The sequence below is a fragment of the Mesorhizobium sp. GbtcB19 genome (assembly GCF_019091085.1).
Taxonomy (GTDB): Bacteria; Pseudomonadota; Alphaproteobacteria; order Rhizobiales; family Rhizobiaceae; genus Mesorhizobium.
In genome coordinates, this window is the sequence record NZ_JAGXJY010000017.1 from 28,524 (window position 1) to 46,410 (window position 17,887).

Annotated in this window: 32 protein-coding genes; 15 read left to right on the forward strand and 17 right to left on the reverse strand. The window is 63.5% G+C overall.

Annotated elements, in window-relative coordinates; translation table 11 throughout:
* Positions 1-4: 4 nt before the first annotated feature.
* Positions 5-301: a DUF982 domain-containing protein gene (locus KVT37_RS24320; protein ID WP_217577554.1), complete on the reverse strand. Its 297-nt coding sequence runs from the start codon at positions 299-301 to the stop codon at positions 5-7.
* 206 nt (positions 302-507) lie between these two features.
* Positions 508-684 (reverse strand): hypothetical protein, encoded by a 177-nt coding sequence (locus tag KVT37_RS24325; protein WP_217577555.1) that lies wholly within the window; start codon positions 682-684, stop codon positions 508-510.
* 193 nt (positions 685-877) lie between these two features.
* On the opposite strand from KVT37_RS24325, the gene KVT37_RS24330 reads away from it, so the two are divergent.
* On the forward strand, positions 878-1,183 hold the full coding sequence (locus tag KVT37_RS24330) for a hypothetical protein (protein WP_217577556.1): 306 nt from the start codon (positions 878-880) through the stop codon (positions 1,181-1,183).
* 27 nt (positions 1,184-1,210) lie between these two features.
* Here KVT37_RS24330 and KVT37_RS24335 read toward each other — a convergent pair whose 3' ends face one another.
* Positions 1,211-1,393 (reverse strand): hypothetical protein, encoded by a 183-nt coding sequence (locus tag KVT37_RS24335; protein ID WP_217577557.1) that lies wholly within the window; start codon positions 1,391-1,393, stop codon positions 1,211-1,213.
* 134 nt (positions 1,394-1,527) lie between these two features.
* Positions 1,528-2,118, reverse strand: coding sequence for an NAD(P)H-dependent oxidoreductase (locus tag KVT37_RS24340; RefSeq protein ID WP_217577558.1), 591 nt, complete (start codon positions 2,116-2,118; stop codon positions 1,528-1,530).
* A 341-nt stretch (positions 2,119-2,459) separates the two neighbouring features.
* Here KVT37_RS24340 and KVT37_RS24345 point away from each other — a divergent pair, with 341 nt between their 5' ends.
* From KVT37_RS24345 to KVT37_RS24355, 3 genes are all read left to right on the forward strand, one after another.
* A complete protein-coding gene (locus tag KVT37_RS24345; RefSeq protein ID WP_112097787.1) occupies positions 2,460-2,669 on the forward strand; it encodes a cold-shock protein in 210 nt (69 codons plus the stop codon).
* A 106-nt stretch (positions 2,670-2,775) separates the two neighbouring features.
* Entirely contained in the window at positions 2,776-2,970 is a 195-nt protein-coding gene (locus KVT37_RS24350) for a hypothetical protein (RefSeq protein ID WP_217577559.1), read from the forward strand.
* 118 nt (positions 2,971-3,088) lie between these two features.
* Positions 3,089-3,295 (forward strand): hypothetical protein, encoded by a 207-nt coding sequence (locus KVT37_RS24355; RefSeq protein ID WP_217577560.1) that lies wholly within the window; start codon positions 3,089-3,091, stop codon positions 3,293-3,295.
* A gap of 78 nt (positions 3,296-3,373) precedes the next feature.
* Here KVT37_RS24355 and KVT37_RS24360 read toward each other — a convergent pair whose 3' ends face one another.
* Positions 3,374-3,574: a hypothetical protein gene (locus tag KVT37_RS24360; protein ID WP_217577561.1), complete on the reverse strand. Its 201-nt coding sequence runs from the start codon at positions 3,572-3,574 to the stop codon at positions 3,374-3,376.
* Positions 3,575-4,036: 462 nt separating this feature from the next.
* Here KVT37_RS24360 and KVT37_RS24365 point away from each other — a divergent pair, with 462 nt between their 5' ends.
* Together KVT37_RS24365 and KVT37_RS24370 are read left to right on the forward strand one after the other, a co-directional pair.
* On the forward strand, positions 4,037-4,246 hold the full coding sequence (locus KVT37_RS24365) for a cold-shock protein (protein WP_217577562.1): 210 nt from the start codon (positions 4,037-4,039) through the stop codon (positions 4,244-4,246).
* A gap of 158 nt (positions 4,247-4,404) precedes the next feature.
* Positions 4,405-4,626, forward strand: a complete 222-nt coding sequence (locus KVT37_RS24370; protein ID WP_217577563.1) for a hypothetical protein — start codon at positions 4,405-4,407, stop codon at positions 4,624-4,626.
* Positions 4,627-4,668: 42 nt separating this feature from the next.
* On the opposite strand, the gene KVT37_RS24375 is transcribed toward KVT37_RS24370, so the two are convergent.
* On the reverse strand, positions 4,669-5,007 hold the full coding sequence (locus KVT37_RS24375; protein ID WP_217577564.1) for a hypothetical protein: 339 nt from the start codon (positions 5,005-5,007) through the stop codon (positions 4,669-4,671).
* 273 nt (positions 5,008-5,280) lie between these two features.
* On the opposite strand from KVT37_RS24375, the gene KVT37_RS24380 reads away from it, so the two are divergent.
* Positions 5,281-5,526, forward strand: coding sequence for a hypothetical protein (locus KVT37_RS24380; protein ID WP_217577565.1), 246 nt, complete (start codon positions 5,281-5,283; stop codon positions 5,524-5,526).
* Between the two features lie 57 nt (positions 5,527-5,583).
* Entirely contained in the window at positions 5,584-6,657 is a 1,074-nt protein-coding gene (locus KVT37_RS24385; RefSeq protein ID WP_217577566.1) for a sensor histidine kinase, read from the forward strand.
* On the opposite strand, the gene KVT37_RS24390 is transcribed toward KVT37_RS24385, so the two are convergent.
* Positions 6,647-6,934, reverse strand: a complete 288-nt coding sequence (locus KVT37_RS24390) for a hypothetical protein (RefSeq protein WP_217577567.1) — start codon at positions 6,932-6,934, stop codon at positions 6,647-6,649. The genes KVT37_RS24385 and KVT37_RS24390 overlap by 11 nt on opposite strands.
* A gap of 153 nt (positions 6,935-7,087) precedes the next feature.
* Between KVT37_RS24390 and KVT37_RS24395 the strand changes: the two genes are divergently transcribed.
* Together KVT37_RS24395 and KVT37_RS24400 are read left to right on the forward strand one after the other, a co-directional pair.
* Positions 7,088-7,441 (forward strand): SPW repeat protein, encoded by a 354-nt coding sequence (locus tag KVT37_RS24395; protein WP_217577568.1) that lies wholly within the window; start codon positions 7,088-7,090, stop codon positions 7,439-7,441.
* Between the two features lie 149 nt (positions 7,442-7,590).
* Complete coding sequence (locus KVT37_RS24400) at positions 7,591-7,749, forward strand: hypothetical protein (protein WP_217577569.1); 159 nt, start codon at positions 7,591-7,593, stop codon at positions 7,747-7,749.
* Between the two features lie 263 nt (positions 7,750-8,012).
* Here KVT37_RS24400 and KVT37_RS24405 read toward each other — a convergent pair whose 3' ends face one another.
* Positions 8,013-8,297: a DUF982 domain-containing protein gene (locus KVT37_RS24405; protein ID WP_217577570.1), complete on the reverse strand. Its 285-nt coding sequence runs from the start codon at positions 8,295-8,297 to the stop codon at positions 8,013-8,015.
* 22 nt (positions 8,298-8,319) lie between these two features.
* Positions 8,320-8,619 (reverse strand): DUF982 domain-containing protein, encoded by a 300-nt coding sequence (locus KVT37_RS24410; protein ID WP_217577571.1) that lies wholly within the window; start codon positions 8,617-8,619, stop codon positions 8,320-8,322.
* 259 nt (positions 8,620-8,878) lie between these two features.
* On the opposite strand from KVT37_RS24410, the gene KVT37_RS24415 reads away from it, so the two are divergent.
* The 3 genes from KVT37_RS24415 to KVT37_RS24425 are packed head-to-tail and all read left to right on the forward strand — an operon-like array spanning position 8,879 to position 11,299.
* The gene (locus KVT37_RS24415) at positions 8,879-9,256 is read left to right on the forward strand and encodes a hypothetical protein (protein WP_217577572.1); all 378 of its coding nucleotides are present in this window, start codon (positions 8,879-8,881) and stop codon (positions 9,254-9,256) included.
* Entirely contained in the window at positions 9,240-10,136 is an 897-nt protein-coding gene (locus KVT37_RS24420; protein WP_217577573.1) for an HTTM domain-containing protein, read from the forward strand. The genes KVT37_RS24415 and KVT37_RS24420 overlap by 17 nt, the downstream gene beginning before the upstream one ends.
* Complete coding sequence (locus tag KVT37_RS24425) at positions 10,133-11,299, forward strand: SdrD B-like domain-containing protein (protein ID WP_217577574.1); 1,167 nt, start codon at positions 10,133-10,135, stop codon at positions 11,297-11,299. Before KVT37_RS24420 ends, KVT37_RS24425 begins: the two co-directional genes overlap by 4 nt.
* Before the next feature lie 90 nt (positions 11,300-11,389).
* Here KVT37_RS24425 and KVT37_RS24430 read toward each other — a convergent pair whose 3' ends face one another.
* Entirely contained in the window at positions 11,390-12,418 is a 1,029-nt protein-coding gene (locus tag KVT37_RS24430) for a hypothetical protein (RefSeq protein WP_217577575.1), read from the reverse strand.
* Positions 12,419-12,535: 117 nt separating this feature from the next.
* The gene (locus tag KVT37_RS24435; protein WP_217577576.1) at positions 12,536-13,018 is read right to left on the reverse strand and encodes an Lrp/AsnC family transcriptional regulator; all 483 of its coding nucleotides are present in this window, start codon (positions 13,016-13,018) and stop codon (positions 12,536-12,538) included.
* A 142-nt stretch (positions 13,019-13,160) separates the two neighbouring features.
* Between KVT37_RS24435 and KVT37_RS24440 the strand changes: the two genes are divergently transcribed.
* Complete coding sequence (locus tag KVT37_RS24440) at positions 13,161-13,916, forward strand: tryptophan 2,3-dioxygenase family protein (protein WP_217577577.1); 756 nt, start codon at positions 13,161-13,163, stop codon at positions 13,914-13,916.
* Between the two features lie 293 nt (positions 13,917-14,209).
* Positions 14,210-14,632 (forward strand): DoxX family protein, encoded by a 423-nt coding sequence (locus KVT37_RS24445; RefSeq protein WP_217577578.1) that lies wholly within the window; start codon positions 14,210-14,212, stop codon positions 14,630-14,632.
* An 84-nt stretch (positions 14,633-14,716) separates the two neighbouring features.
* Here KVT37_RS24445 and KVT37_RS24450 read toward each other — a convergent pair whose 3' ends face one another.
* The 6 genes from KVT37_RS24450 to KVT37_RS24475 all read right to left on the reverse strand — a co-directional run bounded on the left by KVT37_RS24450 (position 14,717) and on the right by KVT37_RS24475 (position 17,848).
* Positions 14,717-15,022, reverse strand: coding sequence for a hypothetical protein (locus tag KVT37_RS24450; protein WP_112097807.1), 306 nt, complete (start codon positions 15,020-15,022; stop codon positions 14,717-14,719).
* Between the two features lie 83 nt (positions 15,023-15,105).
* Positions 15,106-15,843: a hypothetical protein gene (locus tag KVT37_RS24455; RefSeq protein WP_217577579.1), complete on the reverse strand. Its 738-nt coding sequence runs from the start codon at positions 15,841-15,843 to the stop codon at positions 15,106-15,108.
* A gap of 30 nt (positions 15,844-15,873) precedes the next feature.
* Positions 15,874-16,230 carry a hypothetical protein gene (locus KVT37_RS24460; RefSeq protein ID WP_217577580.1) on the reverse strand — a complete coding sequence of 119 codons (357 nt, stop codon included), beginning with the start codon at positions 16,228-16,230 and terminating at the stop codon, positions 15,874-15,876.
* Positions 16,231-16,457: 227 nt separating this feature from the next.
* Positions 16,458-16,727 carry a hypothetical protein gene (locus tag KVT37_RS24465; protein ID WP_217577581.1) on the reverse strand — a complete coding sequence of 90 codons (270 nt, stop codon included), beginning with the start codon at positions 16,725-16,727 and terminating at the stop codon, positions 16,458-16,460.
* 198 nt (positions 16,728-16,925) lie between these two features.
* Complete coding sequence (locus KVT37_RS24470) at positions 16,926-17,381, reverse strand: hypothetical protein (RefSeq protein WP_217577582.1); 456 nt, start codon at positions 17,379-17,381, stop codon at positions 16,926-16,928.
* A 143-nt stretch (positions 17,382-17,524) separates the two neighbouring features.
* Positions 17,525-17,848 carry a hypothetical protein gene (locus KVT37_RS24475; RefSeq protein WP_217577583.1) on the reverse strand — a complete coding sequence of 108 codons (324 nt, stop codon included), beginning with the start codon at positions 17,846-17,848 and terminating at the stop codon, positions 17,525-17,527.
* Positions 17,849-17,887: the final 39 nt, after the last annotated feature.

Genomic DNA, 17,887 nt, shown 5'->3' on the forward strand with positions numbered 1-17,887 from the left:
AGCTTCACGGCGGCGCCTTGGAGCGCGACCACAGCTCGTCGAGCATGGTGAGCGCGGCGCTTGGCTGCGCCGACTTCAGCAGGCCCTGCTCTCTGGCGACCTTCTTGAAGGCGGCGAAGGCAACCGCCGGCCGGCAGGTGCCCGCGATCGCGTCATCGACCAGCCGGACCGCATCGAGATAGGCCGGCGCCTCCTTGTTCTTCCATGTGCCGTCGAGCGCCTTCCTGGCCTCGGCGACCGTCGTGACCATCATCGTGCCGCCGCTGATGAAGCGGATGGTGAGGGGCAAAAATCGGCTCATCGGTCGTTCACCATCCGAGCCATTGGTGCGTGCGCCAGGCAAGGCCGACAAAGGGCGCGGCCGTGATCATGGCGGCGGCGAGGACGAAAAGCGGGCTGTTCAAACGCAATGATTTCATGATGCACCACAAGCTTGGGGATGGCCGTAAACGATGACTTGCCCGGTCGGTTGCATCCGGCGGGCAAGTCCGGACTAAAATTGCGAGGCTACATATTGCTCGCGGGCCGGATCGGCGGCGTCGGCCGATGCGGCGGCCTGGGACGCGGCCTGAGCGGCACCTCGGCCAGCGAAGCGCGGATCACCCTGACAGGGACCGGCGGCATGGCGGCACGCCGGCGCAGCAATGCGGCGGACAGGCTGCCGATAAAGCTTCGAACGTCCATGGGACTCCTCCCGAAGAGTCCCCCCAAGGGTGAACGGTTAGCACCGCGGGGCGGCGACCGCATTTAACTTTGATGTATGCCCGGGCGTCGTGCCGAGATGCGACAAACCGGCCTCGACCTTTTTGCGGAGCCAACCTTTTTTGCCGGCATGCGTTGTACCGGGTGACAGCATTGGAGACACGAGGAGAATCCGATGAGGAGAACGCTCTTTGGGTTTGCCGTCGTCCTGCTATCGGCGCTGCCGGCGGCGGCCCAGACTGCCGCCCAGCTGAAAGACGTGCAGGCGCAGGACTGCCAGGTCAAGCCCGACGCCAACGACCAGCAGCAAAAGCCGAAGCAGGAGGCCGCCGCGGACGAATTGTCGAAGCAGCTCGGCAATTGCGGCGGCGTGCTGAAGCCGCCGCCGACCGGCGACCAGAACGCAACCACGCCACCGCCGATCGGCAGCGACATGCCGGTGATCAAGCCGGGCGAAGTGCCGCCGCAGACGGGTCAATGAGGCGGTCCTCATGTTCGACGATAGTGGTCAGTGCCTGCGCTTCCCGCTCTCGGCCGGCTTGGCGGCCGGGGCATGGGCCTCGCGGATCAACTGCAAAGCCTCGTCGCGGGTGAGTCCGCATTTGCGGGCAAAATAAGCCGCCTCCTGGATCTCGGCACGGGAGGCTGCCGCAATGCCGGAAGCGGTCTGTCTGCTCTTCTTCTTGGCCATCGGTTCACCGCGCCATGAATCAATTAGTCAGCTAATATATATCCATTGTTTGCCATTGCAAATTACGGCCGACTGGATTCGCCTCGTCACCCGGCGAAGTTGCGCCTGGCGAGCAATCTTGGCGGCGGGACTCGTCAAAATCGTTCGAACCGCCGCTCCACCTTGCGGGCGAATTTTTCCCGCTCCTCGTTGGAAATGCTCTCCACCGAATATTTCGCCAGATACAGGTGTTTCTCCGTGCGCCCGCACATCGACTTCAAGCCGCGCAAAAGCACCTTTCTGCCCGGGTCCTGCATGTAGAGCCTGGTGTACCACCATGGCGAGCCGAAGGTGGTGACTACGCCCATCCGGCGGATGTTCAAAAGCGCCGGTTTGATCGTGCCGCCGTCGGTCGGCAGCTCGAAGGCAACGCCCGGTCGCCACACGCGGTCGAAATATCCCTTGAGCATGGCGGGCATGCCCGACCACCAGGCCGGGAAGCAGAACACGCATGCTTCGGCCCATTGCAGCGCATCGATATAGACCTGCAGCTCCGCCGGCGCGGCAGACGGACCGGCGTGGCCCTTCAACTCCGCGGACGGCATGACCGGATCGAATTTCATGGCATGGAGATCGAAGTCGACGACCTCGTCGCCCCTGGCCTTCAGGACTGCCACGACACGCCGGTGCAGCGACGCCTGGTAGCTGTCTTGCGACGGGTGCGCGTAGACGACATTGACCTTCATCGCATGCCCCCCACGCGCCTCTGATCCTGTCTTGAGGCTAGTTCAACGCCGTTGCTCTGCTTTGGGCATCGACAGGCGGCCGGAACCATCGCGCGGGCACCGGGTTGTGCTCAGCGGGCCGCGTCAGCCGGACCTGGTGCAAAGAGAGCCGCTTGGAAATATTGCGCGGCCTTACCTTGCCGCGAATGAAATTGAGCGCTATATATGTGGCATCGATCTTGTTGAATGAACGTTGTTTTTTGGGCGTGCGCCCTAACGATTTTTCCTCTCAATTTCGAAGATTGTGACGTCCGGCGGGTCAGCCGGGCGAAAGATTTGGCGTCGATTTGAAAGGAAATCGCATGACTACTGGAACAGTAAAGTTCTTCAACGCAACCAAAGGCTTCGGCTTCATCGAGCAGGGCAATGGACAACCTGACGTGTTCGTCCATATTTCGGCAGTGGAGCGCGCTGGCATGCGTTCGCTGGTCGAGGGCCAGAAGGTGAGCTTCGATGTCGTCAAGGATAACCGCAGCGGCAAGAGCGCGGCGGAAAACCTCCAGGCGGCCTAAAACATGCGTCGGCGCCCGTGATCACGGATGTACTGACGTCGGCGCCGAGGTTTTGAGGGAAGGTCGGGTTCGCCCGGCCTTTTTTATTTCGATAGCGAGGTAGCACATGGCTGAGCTGAATGTGTTCAAGCCGAAAGGCGATGCCAAGAACGAGGCCACCACGAAAACCGCGCGCGCCATCATCGACGGCGAGGCGGCAGCTAGAATTGCAAAGACCGCGCGTCTTCGCGAGGCCCGGCTGGCGCAAGGATCAATCGAAGAGGCGCCAAAGAAAGTGAAGAAAAAGGTGGCAGGCAAGTAAGCCTGGCCTTCCACCGCCCTTAGGTCAGGTTCGTGGAGACGTCGGAGCGGGCATCGGCCGGCGTCTCACGAAGCGTCATCAAAGACGGCTAACCTATATCCCTCGGGGGATTTCGTTGGTGGATGAAGACAAGCCTTATCGTGAGGCTTATCGATTGCAGCGCGTCGACGACGGCGCTGCCGCAACCATCGCGACCTTTTACTCCTCGAAAAAGGCTTTGACGGTCATCCCCACTTTGGACGACGGCTACAGGCTGATGCTTGGCGATAGACAGATACGGCCCAGCGAGGCTTCATCCGGCCGTCATAATGATCCGGCAAATTAGCAAGCGCTGAACGAGCGCTCCTCCGGTCGGCATGTTCCCAAGACCTCTCTCTGCCCGGCTCCTGGTCCGGGCTTCTTTTTAGATACCGGGGTCCAGCTTCACGCGGATGGCGCCGATAGCGTCCACGACGGCGTAGGCGGCGTGACTGTCCAGCGCGATTTCCAGAATGCCTTCGGTCGTCTTGATCGAGAGGATGCCGAGCGCACCCTTCTCGTCATCGACCGTCACGACATGGATTTCGGTCGGTACGAAAGGCGCCGCCTTGTCCTTACGCTTCATCGTTCAACTATGTTGGCGGACACGACACTTGCCGGAAGCCGGCGTCATATTCAAGCGGGCTGAGGTCTGACGCAGCGGGAGGCCTTTCGGGCCCTCGCATCCTCAAAAATCCGCGAGCGGCGGAACATTCCCGCGGCGCCTTGCCGATGTCGTTGCGGTTGTCGGACCGCAGTACCTCGGGCAGGTCGAGCGCCGTCTCTGGCGGGCGCACCAGGCGGGTACGGTCGCTCGTTCCCAGTGGCTGGTTACCGCTGCCTCGATCCGCGGTTTCGGAAGTATTATCCGAGGAACCCTTGCCGATTCTGAAATTAAGCGCTATATGTTCAAAATCGATCTTGCTGAACGAACGTTGTTTCCGCGCGAATTTGCGCCCTTACGATCTTCCATCTCAATTTCGAAAAGTACGTCGCTTGGCAGTTGCCGGGCGCGTATAATTTTGCGTCGATTTGTAAGGAGATCGCAATGACTAGTGGAACAGTTAAGTTCTTCAATGCCACCAAGGGTTTCGGCTTTATCGAGCAGGGCGGCGGCCAGCCGGACGTGTTCGTTCATATCTCGGCCGTCGAGCGCGCGGGAATGCGTTCTCTCGTCGAGGGCCAGAAGGTCAGCTTCGACGTCGTGAAGGACGCCCGCAACGGCAAGAGCTCGGCAGACAATCTGCAAGCCGCCTGATCACAGCGCCTCGGGGTCCTTTGACCACGGATGTACTGGCATCGGCCGCACAGGCGCGTTGGAGAAGGTCGGGCTTAGCCCGGCCTTTTTTGTTCGACGTATCAGGAAAAGTGCGACGCGGTTTTCCGTCCGGAATTGCGTCAAACAAGGAGAAAACGATGAAGTCTCTACCGGATACCGGCCTGTTCAAGCCGGTCGCATCCCGCACGGAAGCCAAGACCGACATGACGTCCCGTGTCGCGCGGCAGATTCTGGACCTTGAGGCAAAGGCCAGGGTCGCCAAGACCGAACGCTTGCGCGCCGCCAGGCTTGCGCAGGAAGCCGACGCGCCCGTGGCTGTGCCGAAGAAACCCGCCCAGAAGCGTCAGAAGAAGGCGTAGAGCCAAGGACGCCATTTCGCCATAGTTCGAAATGGCGTCGTGCTATTCCCGGTCCAACTGCAGCAGATCGCCGGTGCCGTCGCCGTTATGCGTTCGGCTGTCCAGCATTTTGTCGAGATCATTGCGGTTGTCGGGGCCCAGAACCTCGGGCAGGTCGAGCGCCGTCAGGGCGTGCTCGTCGAACTCGATCGGCGCCCCGTAGAGCTGTGAAACCTCCAGCACCAGGCTTTCAATGTCCTCGCGGGCGACATTCTCCGCCAGGTTCTTGAGCCTGATCTCTTCCGACAGCCCAATGATGTCGACGATGCCCTTGGTCCGCAGAGCATGCTGGACCTTGCAGTGGGCATCATCGCGCAGCCGGTGGGAAAATCCTCTTGGCATTGGAAAACCCTCCTTTCGCGGACGGTTGTCCCTCTGGACGCCACCATGCGCCCAGGTCGCGCCAATGGCAATACACAAATGTTAAAACACATAAATAAATCAACAAGTTAGCATAAGGAAACAAAGGTGGTTTCGTAGCATCATGGGTATTGTTGGCATACCTCACTTTTCACGGCTTGCCCATTCTTGACGTCCTATGGTGCGAACCCTACTTTCACTCATAGTGAGGCAATTACTCATTCGCGGCACCCAATCGCTTTAAGGGACGCAGGGATGGCTGAGCTCGAACGGCCGCAAAGGCTTCAGATCATGTTGACCGAAGACGAGCTGGCGGCGCTGGAGAACTGGCGCTTCGAGAAGCGCATGCCGAGCCGCTCGGCCGCGGTGCGCGAGCTGTTGCGCCGCGGGCTCGCGGCCGAGGGCTTCCTGAAAGCCGAGACCGGCGCGAAGTCGCAGGATTTCGGCGTGATATCGGCGGACAAAAAGGCCGACGATGGCCCTGGCAGCTCGAAGCCGTAAGATGCAATCCCGCATCCGACACATTGCCCCGACCTCCGCCGGCCCTAGCTAATGCGCATGTCTGGCGCCGGGGGCACTATCCGACAGGACGCAAGCGCTGACGCGCGCCTCGCGGCGATCGTTGATTCTTCCTATGACGCCATCGTCGCCAAGGACCTGAACAGCATCATCACCGACTGGAACCAGGCGGCCGAGCGCGTGTTCGGCTACAGCGCCGAGGAAGCCGTCGGCCAGTCGATCCTGATGTTGATCCCCGAACACATGCACCACGAGGAAATCGACATCATCGCGCGAATCGGAAGGGGCGAGCGCATCCCGAGCTTCGAGACCACCCGAAGGCGCAAGGACGGATCGCTGATCGCCGTTTCGCTGACCATATCCCCGATCAAGAACAGTGCCGGCGAGATCGTCGGCGCTTCCAAGATCGCCCGCGACATCACCGCCGCGAAGGAAAGCGAGCGTCGCATCCGGCTCCTGATGCGCGAGGTCAACCATCGCGTGAAGAACCAGTTCGCGGTGATCCTGTCGATGGTCAGGGAAACCAGCAAGCGCTCGACCGACCCCGCCGAGTTCGAGCAGATGATCCGCGCCCGCATCATGGCGCTGTCGCGTTCGCACGACCTGCTCGTCACCTCGGAATGGGCCGGCGCCAGCCTGTTCGACCTCGTCCAGGAACATCTGAAGCCCTTCGGCCATGAGGAGCGTATCTCGCTGTCCGGGCCGCTGCTCACACTGCAGTCGAACGCGGTGCAGAATCTCGGCATGGCCTTCCATGAACTCGGCACCAACTCGTCCAAATACGGCGCGCTTGCCGCCGGGGGCGGCCATGTCGAAATCACCTGGAAGGTCGAGACCGGCCCGGATGCGCGGCGCCGCTTCCATCTTCTGTGGCACGAGACATCCAGCGCGGCAGCCGTCGCAACCGCGCCGAAGGCGACTGAGCGCAAGGATTCCGGTGAGCGCAAGGGTTTTGGCACGGTGGTGCTGCAGCGGGTGGCGCCGCAATCGCTGAGCGGTTCCTCCACCCTCGAACGCTCGCCCGGCAGCGTGAAATGGGCGCTCGACGCCCCGCTCGAGGCGATCGTCGTGCCGCAGCTCGGCGCCGACACGGAGAGCGACTTTAGCGTGTGAGGAGTCGGCTTCCGACCTGCCAGCTAGCCGATTTCGACGCCGGCGCCGATTTATCGAGGGCCCGGTTCGTCCCGATCTCGCTCGGCGCGACATATGTCGGCTCGCCGCCAGGCTCGTCCAGCATCGGCGGCGGGGCGCCACTTCCGCGGTTGAGGGCCATCGAAGCCGTCTCGCGGTAGTTCCAAAACAAGCTCGCGATCTCGACGATCGCGAGCAACCAAAACGGGCTTGTGATCCCAACGATCGCCAGAGCACTGAGCGCGAGGAGCTTTCCCATGCTTTGCACGTAGGGTCCCGACGCGCCACGCGCAACGGACCCCCTCCCGGCACCACCTTGTAGAGCGGTAAAAGCGTAATTACATCAATGACGAGCGTGCAATGTCCACGCGGATGCAGTTGCTTTGGTCAAGCTTCATCTATGGAGGTTGTCATGGCAATGATGGAAGCAAGAAAGAGCCTGGACTGGATCACCCTGGTCCTCGCGATCTGCCTGTTCATCTCACCCTGGGTCATCGGATTCACTGCGGCGATGGTGCCCGCGTGGAACGCCTGGATTATCGGCGTTGCGCTCGGTGCCCTGGCGCTCGCGACGCTTTCGGTGTTCGCCGAGTGGGAAGAATGGGTAAGCGCGGTCCTCGGGCTCTGGCTGATCGTGTCGCCCTGGCTTTTGGGCTTTGCGGCTGACACGCATGTCATGGCCACGCATGTCGTCCTCGGCGTGCTGGTGGTCGTGGCTTCGGCCTGGGCCGTCTGGGACTTCCGTCATCCCCACGCCCATGCGTGAGCGGTGACTGAACGGGAGCCCGCCGCGCAAGCGGCGAGCTCCTGGTATTGCGCAGAGGCATATCGGGGCATCGGGCTGAACGGCTGCAGGCGTCTTCACGCATTTGCTGCAACCCGAAACGTTTTCGTGCATTCTTGGGAATGGCCTCGATGTTCAACCCCGACACACCCGCCAAATGCTGCTCCTATTGCGGCGGCCGCGACCATGATTTCGAGGAATGCCCGAAGCGCAAGGCCGATGCCGAGAAAGAGCAGGAGACGGCGCGCAAGGGCCTCAACCCGGCGAGCGAAGGATTTTCGTCGAATTAGGCGCCGCGCTATTTAGTCTTTTAGCGGCAAGATACATTAACGCGGAAGCGGCACGTGTCCTATCCCATCCTGCGGCCTCGGCTTGATCTAACAAATTGTCTATTGGAGCAGCCAACGCATCTTGGCAGTCGCTATCGTAGCGAGCCGCGTTTGCCTCAAGGGACGGGGATTTAATCGCAAGTTCATTTGCCATGGAAACTGCTCGACTTGGATCGAATGACTTGGGGCGTGGCAGAGGCGGCGTGGGCGCCGCCTCACCAGTTCTAGACGTGCGACGGCCGCGCCTTCCAATAAGGCGGCGGCATGTCTCCATCCTCGATGAGGATGTCCTTCTTCCGGGCAAAGGCAGCAAAGATTCCTCTGGCCGTCTCCGCGTCGATGTCTCCGACCAGTGCCGCCTTGCATGCGCGGATAGCGGCCTTCTGTTCGGGACTGTTGCCGCACCAATCAGTGGCAAACTGGTATGCGTCAACCACGGTGTTGAGCTGACGAGGAAACCCCATGCCGACCCAAACTCGGATCGGTTTTTCGAACGGTTTTGAAAGCATCGCGAACCTCCGTCGCGAGACTTCAGGCGGCCAGCCCGCCGCGGCCGCCGACGCTGGCCATCCATGGCGGCGGTGCGCTCAGTTCTTCCAGAATGTTGGCTGATTTTGCGAAACCGCGGAAGGCGTCCCTCGCGGCGCTTCGCGGGTAGTCGCTGTCGAATGCCCTCTGGCAGGCTCGCAGCGCCGTGTCGTAAATCGGGCCGCGCCTATTTTTCGGCCATTCGTAGAGAAATTCCAAGGCGTCCTCGATGCATGCGATTTCCTGGATGAGGCTGCTTCCGCTCTTGACGAAAACAGGGCTGTCGAACATCCGGTCGTTCATAAGATCCTCCAAATCGAACGAACAATTGAGTGTCAGGAGAGCCGGGACCTGCAGCAGTGTCCCTGGCTCAACGGCGATATGGGTTTGAGGATTTTTGTCGTCAAGAGGGTTCGTGAAGGCGCCCAGCCCTGACTTTTTCTGGGATGGTCGCAGAACGAGCCTTGATCCGGTCTATAGTCGCGGCGGGGGTGCGCGGGTGGCGGACATCATCTCGATTGAAACAGGCGCGGAGCCTGTCCGGCGGCTGTCGGCGGGACGCTTGCGGCTTGTCGCATTCATGGCGATCGCCGGCTTCATGATCGCCGGCCCGGTCGCGGAACAGGTTTTCGGGGTGCAATCGGCATGGCTGCGCTCCTGGACCATGTTCAGCGCGATTGGGCTCGGCGTCATCGACGCTTCCTTCGAAATCCGTCAGCCTGACGGCACGCTTGTCTCGCTCGACCGCTTCGCGATGCTCGGCGCTCCGCGCAACGGCAAGCTGAAGTGGATCCAGAACCGCGAGCAGCTGGCTTCCGTCATCAAGCGGCTCTGCTCGGCCGCCGGGCAGGGCGCCGACATTCGTGTCCGCGCGCGGCTGGCCACGCGCGGCGGCTGGCAGATCATCCATACCGATGCCGAAAATGCCTGTGCCGTCTGACGCCGCCGCTGACTGGCGTTCGATGCAGGCTGTTGCCGCGCGCTTCGTCCGCTGGGCGGTCGGCACCGAGGGCTCGTCGCGTTCGTCGGCGTTGATCCGCATCGGCCTGGCGATGCTGTTCTGGTCGCGCTGGGCGGGCGAGCTGCTGCTCTATATGGACCAGTCGCCGGCCGGCCTGTTTCTGGCGGCCAACTTCTTCGTCGCCACGACGCTGCTCTTCGTCGGCTATCACAGCCGCGCCGCCGCGGTCTGGACGGGCGCGGTCGGCCTGGCGATGTACTATTATTTCGGCTTCCAGCTCGGGCGCGAGCCGTGGACCCACCATCATACCTATCTGCTTGCCGTCGCGGCGCTCATGATCGCGCTCACCCCCTGCGACCGCTCCTATTCGCTGGACCGCTATTTGGCGGTGATGCGCGCCGAGCGCACGGGCCTGCCGCTGCCGGCGGAGCGCGGCAATCTGTGGGGACTGCGGCTGATCGTGCTGCAGCTCTCGGTGCTCTATTTCTTCGCCGCCTACGACAAGTCGAGCTACGCCTTTCTGAGCGGCGCGCGGATCGAGGCGATATTCCTCTGGTATTATGCGGGTTCGGACTATCCGGCCGGCCTTGCCTGGTTCGCCACGATCGTGTCCGTCGCCGTCGTCGCGCTGGAATACAGCCTCGCCTTCGGCCTGCCGTTTCCCCGCGCAAGGCGCTATCTGCTGCTGCCCGGCCTGGCCTTCCACGCCATCATCTATGTGACGCTGCCGGTCTACACCTTCAGCGCCACCATGGTGCTGCTCTATCTCGCCTATTTCGACGCCGATGCGGTGGACAGGGTCATCGCGCGGCTCCAGGGGATCGGCCCGGCAGAGACTGCCAGAGAGGAAATTTCGTGAAGCGTGGTTTGTTGTTTTCGGGCGTCGCCGCGGCGGCCATTGGCCTGACCATGGTCAGCGGCGCGGCGCGTGCCGGCGATGCGAGCGACTATTATCCCAAGCGCGTATGGGGTTCCTTCGAAGGTGGCCAGATGAACACCTCGCTGCTCGTGTTCCGCGACCTCAACCGGAACGGCGTCTACGATCTCGGCGACCGGCCGATGTCGCGCGTGGCGGTGGAGCTCGACAAGCCGAACGGCAGCACCATCATGCGGCTGACCAATGTCGACGGCTTCGCGAATTTCCGCATGTCGGTCAGCCAGCGCGATTTCGAAGTGGTCGACCCCGGCCACTACGCGTTCCGCGTCGTGCCGCCGCCAGGGTTTTCCGTCACCACCGGCAACGCCGCGCAGGAAAGCGATTATGTCGTTTCGCCCGGATCGCCGGGCGACATGATCGCCACGCGCACCACGCACCCGGTCGGCCTCGCGGCGGATCTGACGATCAGCGGCGCGGTCGCTGCCGGCTCGCGCGTTTCGCTCACAGGGCCGGACGGCGTCTCGTCCGCCGCCAAGGTCGGCCCGGACGGGCGCTTCAGCACACCAGTGACACCCGGCGAATGGCTGGTCGATTTTTCGGCCGGCGGGGCGACAGAGCGTCGGCATGTCGTCGTCGGCGCGGCGCCGGTGGTGCTGTCCACGTTTTCGGGCAAGGGCGGACCTGCCGAGGCGCCGCTGCCCACGGAGCATGTTGTCGGCTTCGACGACCTGATGACGTCGCCCGGCGTGTTCGAAATTCCGTCGGGCTATGGCGGGCTCGACTGGTACAATCTCGTCGCCATGCACCAGAGCTTCACCGCCGGCCCGGGCTACATCAACACCACCATGTCGGGCGAGTTCATCGCCTATAACAGCTCTGGCCACCCGGCGCAGGTGTTCAGCGACAAGCCGTTCGATTTCACCGGCGCCTATTTCGGCGTCGGCTGGGACGACGCCGAGGGCGAGACGCTCATCCTCAAGGCCTGGCGGGGCGATGAGCCTGCCTATGAGGATCAGCTGGCGCTGTCCGCCAACGGTCTGGTCTATTTCGCGGCCGATTACAGCCGCATCACGCGGCTCGAAATCCGGACGCAGCATTACTGGCAGGCCGCGATCGACGATTTCGCCTACCGCACCGGCCCGTAGGGTTTGGGACAGCGACATGCATCAAGGCAGGAGCTGGAAGCGCGTCGCCTGAACCCGTTTAAGTGGGACGCGCCTTAAGTCAAAGCCGCGTCAGCAAGACGATCTCGGGGAGGCTCCGCAGGAACGGGAGCCGCCGTCCGAACGGCCGCCGGTGGTGTCGTGATGGCCGCCGCCATGGCCGCCATTGCCGCCCGAGCTGCCATTGCCGCCGGAACTGCCATTGCCGCCGGAACTGCCGTTGCCACCGGAACTGCCATTGCCGCCGGAACCACCGTTCCCGCCGGAACTGCCGTTGCCGCCGGAACCACCGTTCCCGCCGGAACTGCCGTTGCCACCGGAACTGCCATTGCCGCCCGAGCCGCCGTTGCTGCCGGAACCACCGTTTCCACCGGAGCCACCGTTTCCACCGGAGCCACCGTTGCCGCCGGAGCCGCCATTGCCACCGGAGCCACCGTTCCCGCCGGAGCCACCGTTCCCAGCGGAGCCGCCATTGCCGCCTGAACCACCGTTGCCGCCGCCATTTCCGGCGCCGCCGTTGCCGCCATTTCCGGAGGAGCCGCCATTGCCGCCTGCGGAGCCACCGTTGCCACCATTCCCACCAGCGGAGCCGCCATTCCCACCGTTGCCGCCAGCGTCTCCGCCATTGCCACCAGCGGAACCGCCATTGCCACCGTTGCCGCCTGCGGAGCCACCATTTCCGCCGTTGCCGCCCGCGGAACCACCGTTGCCGCCATTGCCGCCGTTTCCGCCCGCGGAACCACCGTTGCCGCCATTTCCGCCATTGCCGCCCGCGGAACCGCCGTTACCACCATTACCGCCGTTTCCGCCCGCGGAACCGCCATTGCCACCGTTGCCGCCTGCGGCTCGCGCCAGCAGAACGCGCTTGGCCTCCTGCAGCAGGACTTTCCGATCTATGGACTGGTGGAGCCCGTCTCGCGGCTCGGACAGGATCGACGCCGCGCGCGTCGTCGTCGTCGGCAGCAGCATGGTCGATGCCAGTAGCGCCGCCGCCAGAATGGGGAAGGATCGGCGCGCGATGCCGGCATTGGCCGTAAAGGCGAAACCGAAGCGTCCCGCCGACATTCGCCCGGCAGGCTCCGAACCTGTTTTGATCGACATGATATCAGTCACCCGCTAACCCCGGGCGGGATTATAGACGGGTTGAACCTCTGTTCTCGACCATCCCAGAAATAGTCAGCTGCTCGACGCCGGGCCCGCTCGGCCCGCGTCCACGGTTCATTTGTCGCGCGCGCCTCTCACCGCGCGCGCCGCCGCTTCGGCGAACGAGATGTCGCCCTTGATCTCGCGCATCGCCATCGACGTCACGGTCCGGCGCACGCCGGGCAGGCGGCTGAGCTCCTCGCGCAGCATCCGGTCGAGCGCCATCATGTCGACGGTGACGATCTGGAGCAGATAGTCGGCCTCGCCGGTGGTGGCGTAGCAGCGGCGGATCAGCGGATGTTTTTGCACCGCCGCCTCGAAGGCGTCCGACACCTCGAAGTCGATCGACACCTGGATGAAGGCCTCGATGCCGAAGCCGATCCTGGCCGGGTCGATGCGGGTGGAATAGCCACGGATGATTCCAGCCTCTTCCAGCGCCTTGACCCGTTTCCAGCACGGCGTCTTGCTCAAGCCGACCTCCTCGGCCAGCTCGCCGAAGGAGATGCGCGCGTCGCGCTCGAGCGCGGCGACTATTCTGCGGTCGAGAGCATCCAGCATTATTCGTTCTCCAACATGGCATGAAAATCCAAGATTCGTCCTTCATTCCATGCCATTTGGATAACAGAAAGGAACAATGTTCAAGCGCAAAGCGCTATCCTTGTCGCAAGGTCGCAAACCATGCCGCGCGAGGAGAAGAGCCATGGACAAAACGGATTACCACGCCCGCATCGAGACGCCGGAGATGCGCGACTATGGTGTCTACCTCCAATGCGACAAGCTGCTGACCTGCCAGAAGCCGCTGGCTGAGATGGTCAACGCCGATGAGCTGCAGTTCCAGATCGTGCACCAGGTCGAGGAGCTCTGGATGAAGCTCATCGCCTATACGCTGGTCGACGTGCTCGACTATCTTGAAAAACAGGACACGCACCGCATCGTCACGCTGATGGGCCGCGTCCACCGGCTGATGCGCATGATGACGGCGCAGCTCGATCTGCTGGAGACCATGTCGCCCAAGGAGTACCAGCAGATCCGCCTGCAGCTCGGCAATGGCAGCGGCCAGGAGTCGCCGGGCTTCAAGTTCCTTTTGCGCCTGCCGCCGGATCTTTGGCGGGCCTTCAAGCATGCCTATCTCGACGGCCGCGGGCTCTCCGTCGAGGACATCTATGACGCCCACTACGACCACGGCGATTCCTATGTCGTGGCCGAGGCGCTGATCGAGTTCGACGAGCTGTTCCAGAAATTCCGCGCCAACCACCTTTATCTCATCCACCGCTCGATCGGGCTGGGCTCGAAGTCGCTGAAGGGCAGGCCGGTGGAGATCCTCGAAGGCGGCGCCCGCCACCGCTTCTTCCCCGAGCTCTGGGACATACGCTGCGACATGACCGACCGCTGGGGCGCCGAATACGGCACCGTGCGGGAATCGATAAGCCATCCGCCGCAGGCGAAGGCGGGCTGAGCCTTCTTCCTCGCCCCGCGCGAAGCGGGGGAAGAGGTGGCCGCGAAGCGGCCGGAGAGGGGCTTTCGTAGAGTGCCGAGCCGGGCCGGAAGGGCTCGTCGCGTGGCGTTCATCCTGCCATCGCCGGCGCTGCCCCCTCTCCGTCGCGGCTTCGCCGCGCCACCTCTCCCCCGCCTGTGGCGGGGGCGAGGAAACCGCGCCGCGCAGAACAATTTTCTCCACCCCCTGTCGGAACCATCGCCCTTCGTCCGTCCTTGGAGCACCAACCGCTTCAACAATCCGGAGGGATAATCGTGGAAAACACCCAATCGACCTGGCAGACCGTCGCCATTCTCATCGCCCGCCTGATCTTCGCCGCCATGTTCGCCATGGCCGTCGTCTTCAAGTTCATGGATATGGGCGCCACCGCCGGCTACATCGCCGCCGCCGGCTTCCCGTTCCCGCTGTTCCTGGCCTGGTGCGCGGCGATCCTCGAAGCGCTGCTGGTCATCGCCTTCCTCACCGGCGCGTTGCTCACGCCGCTGGCGCTGATCGGCGCGGTCTATGTCATCTTCCTTGGCTTCGCCTTCCACGGCCCATCGCACTGGGCCGCCGAGCAGGCTGAGTTCGGCGCCTTCATGTCGCACTTCCCCTTCGCCGCCGGCCTGCTTTACGCCGCGGTCCACGGGCCGGGCAGTGTGCTCGCGCTCAAGCAGGGCTGGCCGGGCCGGGCATAACCCTTTTTCCTTCTCCCCGTTTACGGGGAGAAGGAACCCCGAAGGGGCGGCGCCGGCCATGAAATGAGCGCCACACCGACCCCCTCACATCTGGTCGTTATAAGGCTCCTTCATCTGCCCGACCATGCGCGCCAGCTTGGAGAAGGACGGGATGTCCGCCTCGGGCTGGCACTGGTTGGCGAGTTCCAAGAGCCGGATCGGGAAGTTGACGGCGTCGCGGCTCGACGCCGACATGCCTTCCGAGCGCTCCTCATTGGTTTCGCTGGCCTCGGCCTTGCGCAGCGCGATATCGATCTCCTCGACGCTGAGTACGCCCTTCTTGACCAACACATGGTTGATTGCGGCGACGGCCATCAGCAGGCCCTCGAGCTGAAGATTGGCGACGTTCATGGTGCTTCCTCCCATTGACCTCGCCTCAAGAACGCATGAGGGGCGTTTCCGATCCCGCGTCAACGATGGAGCCGGCAAGGGAGCTAGCACGGTCTGGCCGGGCTCAGAGCGTTGAGCACCAGCAGCGCATGGTCGATGCGCCATTCATCCTCGGGCGCGACCGTTCCGCTCGCCGACAGCAGCCGGTCCACTACCGGCTCGCTGAGCAGCCAGCGCCGCATGGTCTCGATCGCCTCGTCTCCCGCTCCCTGCCAGAAATTGCGGTTGGCCTTGTCATCGAAAAGCCGCTCGGCATCTCCCGCAAAGAATTCCGCCAGCTGCAGCGTGGCATTGGGCGAAGGCGAGGAAAGCCACGCTGCCAGCGCCGCATCGAGCTCGCCGTCGATGATCGCGATGCCGCAAAGCCAGCCGCTCGGGTCGAGCGTGTCCGGGGGCTGCGTGAAACCATGCGTCCAAGCGGCGGAGAAAAGCGCGTTCACGGGCGCGCGCTCTTCCGCCGGCCATCTCTGCCATCCGCCATAGTTGAGCTTGCCGGCGACGACAGGCGGATCAAGCCCGTGCCATGGCTCGGCATTGACGGCCAGCTCCAGAATCCGTGGCAGAAAATGCTTGTAGTTGTCGACGTCGCCGACCGTCGTCATCGCCCAGCCGCCATAAGGGCCGAGCTGTTTGGCCGTCAGGCCGCGCAACGGCGCTGCGGTCAGCGTTGCCAGGATCGCGGCTGCACCGCGCAGCGGCGAAGCATGCAACCCGCGCGGCGGCGGATAGGACGCGAACGCCGCGTAGCAATCCGCGATCCGCTGGCTGAGCTCGGACGTCACTCTGTCGACAAGGAAGGCTTGCCGCCTTCCTCACTCCCTGCCTTGCAACACGCGCACGAACCGGCTTTTGTCGGCCGTTGAGGAGCCCAAGCCCTGGAAGTCCCTGTAGGTGAAACGGCCGCTTGCCCAGGCATTCAGGTAGCGGCTGCAGAACGCGCTCGGGACGCGGGCCGCGCTCACATTCATCAGTGTCGCCACGGCCTGCCGGTCCGTCGGCGCCATCGACCCCAGTCGCTTGATGCAGCCCGCGACCAGCTGCCGCTTGACTGCGGGACTGCCCTGCATGACGGCCTGCGTGGTCTTCCATTGGCCCTCGTTGACACTGGTGCAGCCCGCCAGCATCGCGGCGCCAAGCAGCACCGCGCCAAAACGCATGTTGAAACGCATTCGTTCCCCTGAAATCAAATCGCGCCCGAACCAAGCAAAATTTCGTGACGCGGACAAGACGGGTGAGAACAGTTTCAAGTAAAAGGCATTGGTCCATTGTCGATTTTCGTATCGAGGCCACTGCTGACTTCTCCGACGCGGGTAGGGAACGGCACTGAGGCGACAACGCGGCGAGACAAGGCGCAGGACAAGATCTTCGAAACGTCGCTTCGGCGGGAGGGGGCGGCCTACGCCTCCATCAGCTGTTCGCCATACTCGCTCCAGAGCTGCCGGATCTCGCGCTGGCCGAGCGGCGGCGTCTGGCTGTCGCCATAGAAGATGGCGACGGCGCTGAGGTCGTACTGGCCCTCGGCCTGGGCGATGAATCGGATCGCTTCGCCGAGCGGCCTCGAATTGAAAATCGGATCGGCCTGGCCCCGGCCAAGGCTGCGAACGCCCGAAATGCTTGCAGGCACATGCCGCATCCGAAAGACGGATGCCATGGCAGGTCTGTCCATGCCGCTCTCCGCGATTCCCTAGGGGAATGATCCCATAAGCTCCGGCTAATGACCAGCCCGAGCCCCATGCGGAACTCCGCCCCGCGGCGACCGACCCAAAAAAAGCCGCCCGACAGGAAGGCCGGGCGATCGCCCTGCCTTTGCCTTTTGCCCTGGCCGCCATCCGGCGGCGGCATTCCAGCGAACCTCGGATCGCCCTTATCGGTGCCAGCGCCGGAACCAGTCGGGATCGGGCTCCGAGCTGCGGCTGATCGCCATGCCGGCCAGCAATCCGACCAGGCCGCCGATCAGCATCGCCGTCGAGAAGGTGCCGGGATTCTGCTGCACGGTCTCCGAAACGCTATGCGCCTGGCTGCGCAACTGGTTTGCCGCGCGCGACGCGCGATCGGAAGCGCCGCTGTAGAGGTTCGAGGCGCGGCCGGCCGCGCTCTGGTACCAGCCTTGCGCGGCCTCGGCGGCTTCCTCGGCCTGGTCGGCAAGCGCGCGGTTCAGCCGGCTCACCTCGCGCTTCAACTCCGCGATCTGCTTTTTCATCGCGTCTTCGGACGCCCTCGATGCGCGCGCGCCGCCGCGCGACTGGGCGCTGCTGCGCGCCGCGGTGGTCTTCGCGTTGCCATTGGCTGAATTGGCGGTGCCGGTGTCATTGTCTGCCATCGTTTTTCTCCTTTTTGCCTCCTGGAACGGCGGGCGCGGCGCTTGGTTCCCGCAAGCGCGCACCGGGCAAAATCAGGACCGTGCCAGACAGCATGGCCGTGGGGAGCGAGCTCTCCACGGCCCATGCTTCAAGCCGATGCCCTTTACTTGCCGCAATGCTTGTCGTTGACGTTCGGCTGCATCGTGCCGGCCGTGGTGCTGTTGGCATCGCCCTGTGCGCCCTGCGGCACGTCCGGGCAGTTCCGGTCGGCGTTCGAGTTCAGGTCGCCGCCGCTGATGCTGCCGGTCGTGCCCATATCCGGCGTCATCTGGTCGGGTGGCGGGTTGGCCGGCGTTCTCGGATCGACGGTGATGCTCTGGCCACTGCCGCCCGCGCCGTCGTTTCCGGTGGTGCCGGCTGTCTGCGCCATCGCCGCCGTGGCGAGGCCGATGGTCAGGGCCGAAGCCGCTAAAATCCTCGTAAGCATGATTCTTCTCCTCTGTTGCGAGACAGTGCGTCTCTTGCA

Coding starts and splice junctions, on each gene's coding strand:
- KVT37_RS24350 (WP_217577559.1), top strand. CDS start 2,776: ATGGCTGAGCTGAATGTGTTCAAGCCGAAAGGCGATGCCAAGAACGAG.
- KVT37_RS24365 (WP_217577562.1), top strand. CDS start 4,037: ATGACTAGTGGAACAGTTAAGTTCTTCAATGCCACCAAGGGTTTCGGC.
- KVT37_RS24435 (WP_217577576.1), bottom strand. CDS start 13,018: ATGCTGGATGCTCTCGACCGCAGAATAGTCGCCGCGCTCGAGCGCGAC.
- KVT37_RS24385 (WP_217577566.1), top strand. CDS start 5,584: ATGTCTGGCGCCGGGGGCACTATCCGACAGGACGCAAGCGCTGACGCG.
- KVT37_RS24395 (WP_217577568.1), top strand. CDS start 7,088: ATGGCAATGATGGAAGCAAGAAAGAGCCTGGACTGGATCACCCTGGTC.
- KVT37_RS24475 (WP_217577583.1), bottom strand. CDS start 17,848: ATGCTTACGAGGATTTTAGCGGCTTCGGCCCTGACCATCGGCCTCGCC.
- KVT37_RS24345 (WP_112097787.1), top strand. CDS start 2,460: ATGACTACTGGAACAGTAAAGTTCTTCAACGCAACCAAAGGCTTCGGC.
- KVT37_RS24420 (WP_217577573.1), top strand. CDS start 9,240: ATGCCTGTGCCGTCTGACGCCGCCGCTGACTGGCGTTCGATGCAGGCT.
- KVT37_RS24460 (WP_217577580.1), bottom strand. CDS start 16,230: ATGCGTTTCAACATGCGTTTTGGCGCGGTGCTGCTTGGCGCCGCGATG.
- KVT37_RS24465 (WP_217577581.1), bottom strand. CDS start 16,727: ATGGACAGACCTGCCATGGCATCCGTCTTTCGGATGCGGCATGTGCCT.
- KVT37_RS24340 (WP_217577558.1), bottom strand. CDS start 2,118: ATGAAGGTCAATGTCGTCTACGCGCACCCGTCGCAAGACAGCTACCAG.
- KVT37_RS24325 (WP_217577555.1), bottom strand. CDS start 684: ATGGACGTTCGAAGCTTTATCGGCAGCCTGTCCGCCGCATTGCTGCGC.
- KVT37_RS24450 (WP_112097807.1), bottom strand. CDS start 15,022: ATGAACGTCGCCAATCTTCAGCTCGAGGGCCTGCTGATGGCCGTCGCC.
- KVT37_RS24380 (WP_217577565.1), top strand. CDS start 5,281: ATGGCTGAGCTCGAACGGCCGCAAAGGCTTCAGATCATGTTGACCGAA.
- KVT37_RS24410 (WP_217577571.1), bottom strand. CDS start 8,619: ATGAACGACCGGATGTTCGACAGCCCTGTTTTCGTCAAGAGCGGAAGC.
- KVT37_RS24430 (WP_217577575.1), bottom strand. CDS start 12,418: ATGTCGATCAAAACAGGTTCGGAGCCTGCCGGGCGAATGTCGGCGGGA.
- KVT37_RS24405 (WP_217577570.1), bottom strand. CDS start 8,297: ATGCTTTCAAAACCGTTCGAAAAACCGATCCGAGTTTGGGTCGGCATG.
- KVT37_RS24440 (WP_217577577.1), top strand. CDS start 13,161: ATGGACAAAACGGATTACCACGCCCGCATCGAGACGCCGGAGATGCGC.
- KVT37_RS24390 (WP_217577567.1), bottom strand. CDS start 6,934: ATGGGAAAGCTCCTCGCGCTCAGTGCTCTGGCGATCGTTGGGATCACA.
- KVT37_RS24320 (WP_217577554.1), bottom strand. CDS start 301: ATGAGCCGATTTTTGCCCCTCACCATCCGCTTCATCAGCGGCGGCACG.
- KVT37_RS24375 (WP_217577564.1), bottom strand. CDS start 5,007: ATGCCAAGAGGATTTTCCCACCGGCTGCGCGATGATGCCCACTGCAAG.
- KVT37_RS24370 (WP_217577563.1), top strand. CDS start 4,405: ATGAAGTCTCTACCGGATACCGGCCTGTTCAAGCCGGTCGCATCCCGC.
- KVT37_RS24400 (WP_217577569.1), top strand. CDS start 7,591: ATGTTCAACCCCGACACACCCGCCAAATGCTGCTCCTATTGCGGCGGC.
- KVT37_RS24330 (WP_217577556.1), top strand. CDS start 878: ATGAGGAGAACGCTCTTTGGGTTTGCCGTCGTCCTGCTATCGGCGCTG.
- KVT37_RS24335 (WP_217577557.1), bottom strand. CDS start 1,393: ATGGCCAAGAAGAAGAGCAGACAGACCGCTTCCGGCATTGCGGCAGCC.
- KVT37_RS24360 (WP_217577561.1), bottom strand. CDS start 3,574: ATGAAGCGTAAGGACAAGGCGGCGCCTTTCGTACCGACCGAAATCCAT.
- KVT37_RS24470 (WP_217577582.1), bottom strand. CDS start 17,381: ATGGCAGACAATGACACCGGCACCGCCAATTCAGCCAATGGCAACGCG.